Source organism: Chitinophaga barathri (assembly GCF_003807585.1).
Classification (GTDB): Bacteria; Bacteroidota; Bacteroidia; order Chitinophagales; family Chitinophagaceae; genus Chitinophaga; species Chitinophaga barathri.
The window spans coordinates 84,046-96,946 of record NZ_RMBX01000013.1 but is presented as its reverse complement, the minus strand read 5'-3'; the positions used below and the strand labels follow the sequence as shown (position 1 = coordinate 96,946).

At 53.6% G+C, this 12,901-nt stretch carries 8 protein-coding genes; 5 read left to right on the top strand and 3 right to left on the bottom strand.

Annotated elements, in window-relative coordinates:
* Positions 1 to 51: 51 nt before the first annotated feature.
* The 5 genes from lnt to EG028_RS22020 all read left to right on the top strand — a co-directional run bounded on the left by lnt (position 52) and on the right by EG028_RS22020 (position 7,993).
* Entirely contained in the window at positions 52 to 1,611 is a 1,560-nt protein-coding gene (lnt, locus tag EG028_RS22040) for an apolipoprotein N-acyltransferase (RefSeq protein WP_185096827.1), read from the top strand.
* Positions 1,595 to 2,398 (top strand): alpha/beta fold hydrolase, encoded by an 804-nt coding sequence (locus tag EG028_RS22035; RefSeq protein WP_120518564.1) that lies wholly within the window; start codon positions 1,595 to 1,597, stop codon positions 2,396 to 2,398. The genes lnt and EG028_RS22035 overlap by 17 nt, the downstream gene beginning before the upstream one ends.
* Before the next feature lie 35 nt (positions 2,399 to 2,433).
* Positions 2,434 to 5,022 (top strand): PKD domain-containing protein, encoded by a 2,589-nt coding sequence (locus EG028_RS22030; protein WP_120518565.1) that lies wholly within the window; start codon positions 2,434 to 2,436, stop codon positions 5,020 to 5,022.
* A 268-nt stretch (positions 5,023 to 5,290) separates the two neighbouring features.
* Positions 5,291 to 7,222 (top strand): PKD domain-containing protein, encoded by a 1,932-nt coding sequence (locus tag EG028_RS22025; RefSeq protein WP_120518567.1) that lies wholly within the window; start codon positions 5,291 to 5,293, stop codon positions 7,220 to 7,222.
* Between the two features lie 9 nt (positions 7,223 to 7,231).
* On the top strand, positions 7,232 to 7,993 hold the full coding sequence (locus tag EG028_RS22020; protein WP_120518568.1) for an SDR family NAD(P)-dependent oxidoreductase: 762 nt from the start codon (positions 7,232 to 7,234) through the stop codon (positions 7,991 to 7,993).
* A gap of 716 nt (positions 7,994 to 8,709) precedes the next feature.
* Here the strand turns inward: EG028_RS22020 and EG028_RS22015 are convergent.
* From EG028_RS22015 to EG028_RS22005, 3 genes are all read right to left on the bottom strand, one after another.
* Positions 8,710 to 9,909 (bottom strand): sialidase family protein, encoded by a 1,200-nt coding sequence (locus EG028_RS22015; RefSeq protein ID WP_120518569.1) that lies wholly within the window; start codon positions 9,907 to 9,909, stop codon positions 8,710 to 8,712.
* Complete coding sequence (locus EG028_RS22010; RefSeq protein ID WP_120518570.1) at positions 9,909 to 12,197, bottom strand: TonB-dependent receptor; 2,289 nt, start codon at positions 12,195 to 12,197, stop codon at positions 9,909 to 9,911. Before EG028_RS22010 ends, EG028_RS22015 begins: the two co-directional genes overlap by 1 nt.
* 269 nt (positions 12,198 to 12,466) lie before the next feature.
* Positions 12,467 to 12,829, bottom strand: a complete 363-nt coding sequence (locus EG028_RS22005) for a hypothetical protein (protein ID WP_120518571.1) — start codon at positions 12,827 to 12,829, stop codon at positions 12,467 to 12,469.
* Positions 12,830 to 12,901: the final 72 nt, after the last annotated feature.

Genomic DNA, 12,901 nt, shown 5'->3' with positions numbered 1-12,901 from the left:
TTCCTGCGAAAACGCTTTCCCCTGTTGCTCAGTATCTTATCAGGGTTACTCATGTGGGCCGCCTGGCCTTCCTCGCCGCTGACCTTCCTTGTTTTTATCGGGCTGGTGCCTTTGCTGGCCATTACGGACCGTGTGAAAGACGGGCGCGTATATTTCGGCCTGCTGTTCCTTGCGTTCTGGATCTGGAACACCGGCAGCACCTGGTGGGTAGGCAATACCACCGTACCGGCCAGCGGCATTTTCGCGAATGCATTCAATGCCCTGCTGATGACCATTCCATGGTGGGGATACAAACGTACCCGCGCAAGGGTGGACCGCGTTACCGGTTATTTCGCGCTGATCATCTACTGGCTGACCTTTGAATACATCCACCAGCAATGGGAGCTGAGCTGGCCCTGGCTTACCCTGGGCAATGTATTTGCGATGCGGCCGGGATGGGTGCAGTGGTACGAATACACCGGCACGATGGGGGGCTCCCTGTGGGTATTGCTGATGAACATCCTCGTATACCAGGCCTGGCGCCGCGGTCAGCACGAGCCGGGATGGTTCTTTCTCTGGAAGGATGGCTGGAAGCCATTGTTATTGCTCCTTTTCCCGCTGGCGGTATCTTATTTTGTGATCACCGCCGAATCGGAAACCACGGAACCTTCCAAAAACGTGGTGATCGTACAGCCGAATATCGACCCTTACGACGAAAAATTCTCCGAAGGAGCAGCCATGGACCAGCTGCACAAATTCCTGGCGCTCACCAAAGAAAAAACAGACAGCACCACCCGTTTTATAATATGGCCCGAAACGGCGCTTTTCCCCAGCGGGGCCTGGGAACACCTGCTGAACGATCAGCCCGAAGTGATGGAGATCCGCGCATTCCTGGCACAGCACCCCCGCGCGAAGATCGTCACCGGGGCATCCACCTTCAGGCGTTACCTCCCCACGGAAGATGTGCCCGCCACCGCGCGCATCATGAACGGGGAAATATACTACGATGCGTTTAATTCATCCATAGAGATAGACACTTCGCTCAACATACAGATCTATCACAAAGCCAAACTGGTACCGGGCGTGGAACTGACGCCGTACATGCGTTACCTGCCCTTCATGAAAAAACTCGCGCTGAATATGGGCGGCATTTCCGGCAGCTATGGCCTGACGCCCGGCGTACCGCTGTTTTTTAACCCGGATGAGCAGTGCAATATCTTTACGGCTATTTGTTACGAATCCGTATATGGGGATTTTGTGGCCGAAAAAGTGCGGGAAGGCGCCAACCTGCTGGTAGTGTGTACAAATGACGGCTGGTGGGGCAATACCGAAGGACACCGGCAGCACCTGCAATATGCCCGCCTGAGGGCCATTGAGACCCGCCGCTGGGTAGCCCGCAGCGCCAATACCGGCATTTCCTGTTTTATCACGCCCCGTGGCACGGTCATTGATCCTCAGCCATATTGGGAAGCAGCCGTGATCAAACATGCTGTAACACCTTACTACCATCAAACGTTCTACGTAAAATATAGCGGTTTCACGGCCAAAGCTCCCCTGATCTTTTGTATATTGCTGGTGGCATACACCATTATTTTACGGGTAATTCGCAGGCAACATGTGGAAAACATTTAACAACGGAGGCCATGAAGGCACTTACTGGGCAGAAGGAGAAGGCAAAGCAGTGATCCTGATCCACGGTTATGGGGAAGATTATTCCGTCTGGGAACACCAGACCGCTTTCCTCCGCGTTCATTACCGCGTACTGGTGCCGGACCTGCCGGGAACAGGCAAATCCGCCATTACACAGCCCCTTTCCATGGACAGCATGGGAGAATTCATTTACGGCATGATGACCGCGGAAGGCATCAGCCAGGCCACCGTGATCGGGCATAGTATGGGTGGATATGTGGCGCTGGCCTTCGCGGAAAAATATCCGCACCTGCTGGAAGGGCTGGGACTATTCAGCTCCACCGCCAAACCGGACAGTGAAGAGAAAAAAGAAAGCCGCAGGAAATCCATCCGTATGCTCAACCAATACGGCGCGGAACAATTCCTCCGGCAACTGCTGCCCAATATGTTCGCAGCCACATTCAGGATCAACCAGGGCGCCAGGGTGGATAATTTCATCCAGCAGGCCACCAAAATACCGGTGGAAACCCTGATCGCGTATTATGAAGCCATGATGGAAAGGCCGGACCGCACGGCTGTGCTGAAAGAGATCAAAGTGCCGGTATTGTTTTTTATCGGGAAGGAAGACCAGGCAGTGCCATTAGACAATATTCTTTCACAGGTAACCATGCCGGCCGTTGCCAGCATTCACATCATAGACCAGGTAGGTCATACCGGGCACCTGGAAGTATACGAGGAAAGTAACCTGATACTTTACCAGTTTGTCGAATTTTGCCAACGGACAATTTAAAAATCAACTAGATTCACTGCCACAGCAGCTCAATATTGCGGACCGTCTTTCTGATAACCATCCTGGGCCTGATTTCCCTGGCTTCAAGGGCTGATCATATTATCGGCGGTGAAATGTATTATACCTGGCAGAACTCCACCACCAGTGGCAACAATTACGAGCTCACACTCAAACTTTTTGTGCGTTGCGATGCGACGGCCTCACAAATAGACGCCGAAGTGAACATCGCCATCTATGACGGCGCGGGAAATTACTACACCACGCTTCGTAATATCAGGCGCAACAACCTGGAGAAATATACCGCCACGGACGTTGATCCCTGTATCGTGAACCCGCCATATGTATGTTACCAGATCGCTTATTACACCGTACAGGCCCCGCTGCCTACCAATATCAACGGTTATTACGCCACCTTCCAGCGCTGCTGCCGCCGTACCAGTCTTACCAATATCTTTTCCGATGACAACAACGTAGGCGGCAGTTATTTTACCAAAATACCCGGCACTCATAATAATTTCAGTACCAACAGCGGCCCGCGCTTCAGTGCTGAAAAAGGCACCATTGTATGCGCCAACAATAAGTTCAGGTACGATTACGCCGCCGCGGACCCTGACGGCGATTCGCTGGTATATTCCTTTTCTACCGCTTACACCGGTGCGGACCGCAACCAGCCAAAGCCGGATGTATCCGATGCTCCGCCTTACACACCCGTGAGCTACAAATCACCTTTCACCGCGGCACAACCATTGGGAGATAAAGCATCCATTGACCCGAAAACCGGTATTATTTCCGGTATTGCACCCAGGGCAGGACTGTACATCGTGACCGTATCGGTGATGGAATACAGGAACGGTGTGTTTATCGGGGAACATAAAAAGGAATTCCAGTTTACGGTGGAAAGCTGTGTGCGGCAGGTAGTAGCCGCATTGCCGGACAAGTTCGCGGACTGCGACGGCTTCGTGATCAACTTTGTCAATAACAGTACGCCAAACAAAGAATACGTCTGGGATTTCGGGGATGGGAACACACTTACCACCACCAGTCTTGCCACCTTCCCGCACACCTACGCAGATACCGGCACCTATCGCGTGAAACTCACCGTGGACCCCACCAGCAGCTGCGGAGACAGCGCCTTTTCCACCGTGAGGGTGTACCCCATGCTGCTGCCTTCCTTTGACCTGAACGGGCTTTGTACCACCAAACCCACTCAATTCAACAATACCTCCACCAACGACGTAGGCACCTTCGATTATTTCAAATGGGACTTCGGCGAAACGGCGCTCACACACGACACTTCCAACCTTCAGGCCCCCACCTGGCAATACACCACGCCGGGGAATTACACGGTTAAGTTTTATATGAGCACCACAAAAGGCTGCGAAAAAGAGATATCAAAAGTCATCAACATATACGACAAACCACCGTTCACCGCTACCGGCGATACGCTGCTTTGTATCAAAGACCCTTTGCAGCTGCATGCGGAAAGCGCCATGCCAGGGAGTTACAGCTGGGGGCCTTTGTATAACATCACCGGGGAGAACACACCGGACCCCATCGTATCGCCCAAAATGAGTTTTGCGTACGACGTTACTTTCACCGACCTCACCGGTTGCGTGAACACCAAACGCGTGAACATCGACGTGCGTGATACCATCCACGTAAAAACATCCGCGGACAGCCTCATCTGCACCGGCGACCCGGTGGATCTTGTAGCGTATGCGGATGGCGAGTATTCCTTTACCTGGACGAACCTGGATACCCGGCAGATCATCAGCCGGACCAATACCGTAACCGTAACACCCGTGCGGACAGGCGCCTATTATGTACAGGTAGACCTCGGCAGCTGCACCTCCCGCGACTCCGTATTTTTCAGAACGGTGGACCCGCCCGCGGCATTCGCCGGCCTGGACAGCACCATCTGCTACGGCGACAAAGTATTGCTGCAGGCCAGCGGCGGCGCATTCTACAGCTGGGCGCCCCCTGAAACACTTACCAGCCCGCGCAAAGCGAGCACTGTTGCATGGCCGAAAGAAACCACCACCTACGTAGTAACGGTAACGGACACACTGGGATGCCCCAAACCCGTCACCGCGGAAAGAACCATCACCGTCGTACCGCCTGTGCCTGCTTTTGCGGGAAATGATACCATCGTCATGAAAGGCCAGCCGTTCCAGCTGAATGCAAGCGGCGGCGTACAATACCGCTGGACCCCGGCGGACGGTCTTAACAGCACCACCGTGCACAACCCCGTCACCAACTACAACCGCGATATTACCTACCGCGTGAAAGTCTTTACAGCCGAGGGTTGCGTGGGAGAAGACGATATCAGTATCCGTTTTATGACCGGCCCGGACCTCTACATCCCGAACGCATTTACGCCTAACGGCGACGGGGTAAACGATGTATTCCGGCCACTGCCGGTGGGCTTTACCAAAATGGAATACTTCAGGATCTACAACCGCTGGGGCGAAGAAATATACAGCTCCGTGCAATACCTCAGGGGATGGGACGGCAAAAAGAACGGAAATCCCGCTGCGGCCGATACCTATGTATGGATAGTAGGCGGTACGAACATCGCCGGGCAACTGGTGGAGAAACGGGGGACGGTGACCCTTATACGTTAGTAACAAAAAACGCGCTGACGTCCGCCCAAAGAAACTTCCCCGTAAAACGGAAAAGCCTGCACGAAATCTTCGTTTTCCCGCTTCCCCGCAGCATAAAAGGCCCGGCGAACGTTCCATCCAGGCAAATATTCCGGGGCCTGAAAAACGATTATTCTAACTACTAAAGCATTACACTTTATTATCTTTTTCATATTCATCTGCCCCCCTTTTATATTTCAGCAAGCCCTTTATTTTCCGTAAATTCAGAGTAACAAGAAAGCCTCACCCCATGGGCAAATCTGTTATCCTCCTTTTTATACTCGCCTGCTCGCTCCACGGGACAGTGAACGCATACCACATTATCGGCGGGGAGATCTATTACCGCACAGTAGGCTACAACACGGCAACAGGCAATTACCGGTACGTCTTCATCCTGAAACTTTACCGCGACGGGGATTTTGTATGCGGCAGCCGCCAGGGTTGTCTTGATTATTTTGAGAACCCCGTTCCCATCAACATCTTTAATGCAGCAGGTAACCGCGTAGGCCCTTCGCGCCTGATGGAGATAGAATATACACGGCCCATCCGCGATACGTTGAAGAATCCCTGTCTTGCGCCGCAAACTATTTATCTTGAAGTCGCGTTTTACGGGAGCGATACCATTGAGCTGCCGCCTATTGCAGGCGGTTATTATATTTCCTACCAGCGCTGCTGCCGCGGCGAAGCGCTGACCAACATCTACAACTCCGAAAGAGAAGGGTCCACATTTTACACCTGGATACCCGGTACGGAAACACGCCCCAGCAACAACAGCGCGTATTTCGGTATAGATGAAGCGCCCGTGATCTGCTCCGGTCTTCCCCTGCGTTATGATTACCGCGCTACTGACCCCGACGGGGACAGTCTTACGTATTCCCTTTGCAGCGCGCTGGCAGGCGGCAACAGCCGGACGAACGAAGCCGTGAGCCCTCCGCCGTATACCACCACCGTCAGTTACATCCCGCCTTATCACGGCGGCGCGCCCATGGGCGGCAACCCCGCGATGAGCATAGACAACAACGGCCTGATCACCGGTGTACCGGACCGGTCGGGGAAGTTCGTGGTGTCCGTATGCGTGTCCGAATATGACAGGGCCACCAAAAGATTGCTGGGCGTCCATCACAAAGACCTGCTCATTACCGTGTATAATTGCGAGACGCGTATTACCGCGTCCACCCCCGCCCTGCTGAACCACTGCAACGATTCGCTGGGGCTGAGCGTGCCCATTACGAACAATAGCGTGGCGGGCTTTACGTCTTCTTTCCAATGGAACTTCAGTGATGGTACAGACACCGTTACCTTCACCCGTGATGTATTTTTCCACCAGTTCCCGGACACCGGCGTATACACCGTAAAACTCGTGGTAAATCCCGGGCTGCCCTGTACGGACAGCATGGTGGGCCGCATCAACAATTATCCCGGCCTGCGCTCAGGGTTTACGCTCAGCGGCCTTTGCCGGGAAAACCCTGTGTTCTTCACGGATACTTCCTCATACCGGAACGGCAGCATTGTGTACCGACGATGGGACTTTGGCGTGGCGGACGTATCCACCGATACCAGCAATTCCATCAGCCCCAGCTACCGGTTCCCCACAGGCGGGGTGTTTTCCGTGAACCTGACTTTGCGGACGAACCGCGGCTGCGAGGCCACGGTCACGCAGAACATGCGGCTATACGAAGTGAACCCCTTCGCGGGGAATGACACGATATTGGCGCGCGGGCAAACGTTGCAACTCCAGGGCGCGGGCGGAGAATTTTATACCTGGAGCCCGGGCACCGGTCTCAATGACCCGAACGTCCGCGACCCGATGCTCACCTGGAACGACGAGATCACTTTCCGGTTGCGCGTCAGCAACCAGCAGGGCTGCTTCGGATTCGATTCCATCAACGTGAAATATTATACAGGGCCGGAGTTTTATATCCCGAACGCCTTCACACCCAATGGCGACGGTACCAATGATTATTTCCGGTTCATACCGGTGGGCATCAGGGAATATCATTACTTCAGGATATTCAACCGCTGGGGCGAAGTGATGTACAACTCGCTGGACTTCCGCCACGGATGGGACGGCTACTACAGGGGCCGCCCCGCCGCCATCGATACCTACCTCTGGATACTGGAGGGCATTGACCTGAACGGGCAGCGGATTTCCAAAAAAGGAACGGTAACTTTACTGCGATAAACAGCACATATGAAGACTGGAAAAACAGCCCTTATTACCGGCGCCACCGCCGGTTTCGGAGAAGCCTGCGCAACGAGGTTCGCAAAAGAAGGATACAACCTGGTCATTACCGGCCGCAGGGCGGACAGACTAGAGGCATTCAAATCACAACTTGAAAAGGAATACGGCATACAGGTGAAAACGCTGGCCTTTGACGTGCGCGACAATAATGCCGTTAAAACCGCCCTCCATTCCCTGGAAGACAGCTGGAAATCGATAGACGTGCTGGTGAACAATGCCGGCCTCGCGCTGGACCTTTCCACGATCGATGAAGGTAATACCGACGATTGGGATACGATGATCGATACGAACGTGAAAGGGCTGCTGTACGTGTCCCGGGTGGTGATACCCTGGATGAAGGAAAGGAAACAGGGGCAGATCGTGAATATAGGCTCCACGGCGGCTAAAACCGTGTACGCCAAAGGCAATGTGTACTGTGCCAGCAAGGCGGCAGTAGATGCGCTTTCGCAGGGTATGCGGATAGACCTGCTGCTATACAATATCAAAGTGACGGCGGTGCATCCCGGGGCGGCTGAAACAGAGTTTTCGCTGGTGCGCTTCAAAGGGGACGAAAACCGTGCGAAAGATGTGTATAAAGGTTTTACCCCCCTGAGCGCCGGGGACGTGGCGGACGTAGTGTATTACTGCTGCTCTTTACCCTCTCATGTATGCATTAATGACCTGGTACTCACGCCAACGGCGCAGGCGAACGCTTATTATATCCACCGCTAAAAATTACACATAAGTGTTACTATACAAGTTATAATAATAATCTATATTTGAAATCCTATGTTAAATTAATGTGCGGAGTGATCTGGTAGCGGCCACGGGCGCCGAGTGCCTTATAAATACCACCTGACAGAAGTAGAAATCGTGATATGAGACTCTTAAACACCAAAAGGGTGTAATTCGACGACGACCTTATTTTGATAATCCTATAACCATATCCCTATGCTAACATTTGTTACTATGTACGTCCTCAGGCTGTACTATCCTAGAATGAAAGAATTTTTGAGTTTCTACTTCGACAGTTCACGTAGGAACAATTATGGCCGCTGGGCCATGCGTCAAACCTGGAAGGGTAAAGAACAGTACTCTTTCGGTTATAACTGAAAATCAAGCTTTTCATAAAAAAGGCCTTCGTTATCCGAAGGCCTTTTTTATTTTATAAAGGATGGGTTCCGTAATCCCTTTTGTTACATAGCTGAAGCATATCAAAAGTAGATCAAGAGCATACCAAAAGCATATCAAAAGCATACTTACCCCCACCCACTGCCATTTTGATCGTCCTTTTAAGAAAAAATGTCAGCCTTCCTCACATGGTTTAGATGTGATATTATATTTCCCCCAAACCCTATCTTATACGATCGCTATAGGATCGGTATAAGATCGCTATTGGATCGCTATAGGAGAAAGCCTGGTAAAATAATACCAGCAGACCCCGATCGCTATAACTTCAAACTCCGCACATAGATTCCTTCCTTTCCGTTCCTCCGTTTTTTATACGCTACCAGTACTCCTTCCCCTACCCGCTCCACAACCGGGAAACCGGCAAATTCCTTTTCCGGGGTAAGGAACTCCCGCTCCAGCGTCTGCCCGTCGGCGGATTTGTGCAGGATGCCGATGCGGTTCCCGCTGGTATCCGCCGCCTCGTCCCATACAAGGGCAAGGTCTCCTTTGCCGAGGACCGCCAGCTGGGGATGTTTGGCGGTAGGTAAGGCGCTGATGCTCTCCCTGCGGGTATATGTGATGCCATTGTCCGGGCTCTGGCAGTAGAAAACTCCCTGGCCGCCTCCCATGGTGAACCACGCGAAGTGCAGGCCATTGGCATTACGCACCATGGCGGGCCCCGTATGAGGACAGCCGTTGATGGCCCAGTTGTCCGCACTGATGCGGACCGGCTGGGTGAAGGTTTCCCCACCGTCTTTCGAAAAAATGTGCACCATGTCGCGGATCGTGTCCTGGATAATGTCGCGGAAGGCTGCGTGAAGGCCGCCCTGTGCGTCTACGTACAGCGCGGTGCGGCAGCACTGGCAGACGGTCTGTACAATGGGCCGCTCGCGGTGGAAGCCGGGTGTGGCGCCGGTAGTGGCAATGTAAAGGGTGGAACCTTCCTGTTTATGCGGTTTCCGGTTGTCCAGCCAGATGGTGACCGCTTCGCCGGAAGGCAGCACGGCCATATCGAAATAACGCTGGTCGTAACCGGCGGTATCCGTCACGAGGGGGACTGCGGGCTGCCAGGTGGCGCCTCCGTCCGCGGAAAGGGTGTAAAATACCTTGCCGGCGTATTTATTACGCGGGTCGTTGCTTTGGGTGCCGTACATGGCTATTACCTCCCCGTTTGGCCGGAAGATCATCTTTGGCATGTTTTCTCCATGGGGAAGGATGCCCTGCGCGGTGGGGACCGGCTTCCCCGGGGGGAAAGTCTCCCCGTTGTCCGGCGATACGGCATAATACAACATGCCTGTTTCTTCCCCCGCCCGCTGCTCCACCCAGCTGAGCACCGGCCTGCCCGCGGCGTCGCGGGTCAGGTAGGTGCAGGAGGCGTTGCGCGCGGTATCCGAGACTACGCGTTCCGCACTGCCGGATATCTGCCGGCTCTGGCAGGCGGCCAGGAATATGACGAATACAGTGATCAGTCTTTTCATCAGTTCTTACTTTGCTTACAGGTGAATGTATAAGCCAGACCCACGTTGAAAGTCCTGTTCGGACCGGGGCGGTAGCTTTTGCCGAAGGCGGTCTTTTCGGCGGTGGTGGCGTACATCACATCGGCGATGTTCCGGCAGTTCACCCAGCATTCAAACCCGCCGAGCGTATAACCCGCGCGGGCGTTGAACAGTTCATAGCCGCCGTATTCCTCCGTGTTGGCGGGGTCCATGTAATATTTCCCAACATGCTGCCATTCCATACCCAGGCGGATGCCTTTGAGGAAAGAGGGTTTGTAGGTGATTTCCGTGTTCGTGATCAGGTTGGGGGCGCCGTTCATGTCATTGCCGCCGTATTGTTTCCCTTTGTCCTCGTATTCGATGAACTCATGTTTGGCCACGGTGCCGCCTGTACGGAAAAGCAGCGAAGGCACGGGCGCATACCGCAGGTTCCATTCCACGCCGCTGTGACGGGTTTTGCCGGCATTACGGTTCTCCGAGGAGTTATCCGCCAGCCTCACGCTCACGATCTCATTCGCGCCGTCCATCCGGTAAACGCTCACATCCACATACCCTTTGTTTTCCGCAAAAGCAAACCAGCCGCCCGCTTCGTAATTGTTATACGTGGCGGGTTTGAGCACGGGCACTTTCACGCCGCGGTACAGTTCCGAAATATTCGGCGGAGCAAAACCCACGCTGAAATTCGCATACAACCCACGGTCTCGCCCGAAATCATACGTAAGCCCGATCTTGGGAGACCATGCTTTGAAATGGTTGCGCTCATCCGGCGACCCGGTAAAGGCGGAAGGAGGCAGATGATTGTCGAAGTTGTAATCCATACGGTCGTAACGCAGGGCGGCAACCAGTTTCAGGTGTTCGAGCGGGCTCATTTCAGCCTGTACGTAAGCGGCGGTGTTCAGCAAGCCGGCGCGGTAATCCGTAAGTACGGAATCTGTGGGCGTATAGCCGGTGAAATATCCCTCCGCATTGCGGTCCACATCAATGTACTCCGCGAAATAGGTGGCAGGACTGTAATCCATGCTGAGCCCCGCGATCAGCGACGCTTTTTTCCAGCCGAATCCTTTTTTGTGCTGCACCAGCACACCGTAACTGTTGAACTGATCGCTGTTGATCTCGCCTCTTGCTTTCAGCGGGTCGCTGGTGGTTTTGATGGCGTAAAAAGGATTCTGGCCTATTTCATTGTTGCGGAAAAACGCGGTAAAGCCGGTGCTGTTCCGGCTGTTCCAGGTATGCTCGAAGGTGCTGCGTACGCGGAATGCTTTCACCAGGCGGTAAGAAAACGTGTGAAAACTTTTGTAGTTGCGGGAATAAAAGTTCGCACTGTCCACGCCGCCGGTCTGGTCTGTTTTATAATCCACGTAGGACACTGCGTTCGTCCAGGTGCTGCGGTCGCTGAATTTGTATTGTGCTTTTACCGTCAGCGCCAGTTTACGGAAGTCGCTGTGATCGATGTACCCGTTCCGCTGATCGGCGTAGTAGCCGCCAACCAGCAGGCCCAGCTTGCCGGAGGTGGCGGAGAGCGTGAAGTCTGTCCTTTTATATCCCTGGTCACTCATCTCCGCCTGGATCTTAGCCGTCGGTAATAAAGTGGGGGAAGCGGTGATGAAGTTGACCGCGCCGCCTACCGCTTCGCTGCCATACAGCGACGATGCGGGGCCACGGATCACTTCTATCGTCTTCAGCGCCGCCATATTGATCTCGATGAGCGCGTTGTGGTTAAAATCGCCCGTGGTGCGGATGGGAATACCGTCTTCCAGGTAAAGGAACAGGCTGCGGTAACCGATGGGCTGGCGGATGGCCATGGTATGCTGCTCGTTGCCAAGGTCCACCATGTACACGCCGCTCACTTTATTCATCAGCTGCTCCAGCGAGGTGGCTTTTGTTTCGCGGATCATCTGCGTGGAAATGGTGCTGATGGCCACGGGGGCATCCGTACGGTATTGTTTGTCGCGCCCGGCGGATACGATCACTTCGTTCAGCCGGGTGGGCAACGGTTCAAGATAAATGGTCATGTTCCGCTCCTGGTTCACGGCCATTTGCAGGGGCGTGTAACCCAGTACGGATATGCGGATGGAGTCTTTGGCTTTAATGGCCGGCAGGGAAAATTTACCCTGTTGGTCCGACTGGCAGCCGCTTTTGGCGGCCTGAATATTTGCGCCGGGAATCGCTTCGCGGGTCTGGGCATCAATGACCCTGCCCTGCAAAGCGTCCTGCGCAAATGTTGAAAAGCAGCAAAGCGTCAGGCATATAAGGATGGATATGCGATGCATGAATTTGCTTTAAACGTTTACGTATGGGGGCACCTAATCGTTGCCGGGCCCTTCGGAAAGGGCTCAGTTATATTCCGTGCCGGCGGGGCTGCTTATCCGCATGCGAAACCCTTACCCGTCCCGCCATCTGCGGGAATAGGTTTTAGCTTCGTACCTGTGTTGGAAATCAGCGTCCACGGCTTACCGGTATGTCATCTCCGGACAACGGTGTGCAAAATTGTGCTTTACCCTTTAACGGGGTAAACATAGCGTGTAAGAATTGAGAAGGATCAGGCCCGGGGTGGGTGAAAGACCGCGTAAAGCGGGCGGGCGGGGATGTAACCGGTACCGGCTGTAAACAATTCAACGGCTGTGGCCGCAGGTGTGAACGAGAAGCTGGCTGCCACTTCGGAAAAGATCACTTCGTACTTGTCCTTGATGGCGTTGCCGTTCTGTTCCTTTTTGGATTCCTGCTCCATTTTTTTCATCAGCTGGCACTGGCCGTTACAGGCGAGCTTGGGCTTCGCTTTGTTGATGCAAAGCACCCGGGCAATGTAGTCCTGGTTCAGCATAAATTCCGCCAATACCAGGCCCTTGCCGAATGTTTGCAACATCAGCCCTGCGAGAACGGTTATGACGAACAGATACCTCATAGAATGCACCAAAAGTACGGTTTAGATAAATCCGGTGAAATGATTTCTATCAATTCTACTAAAAAACAAACG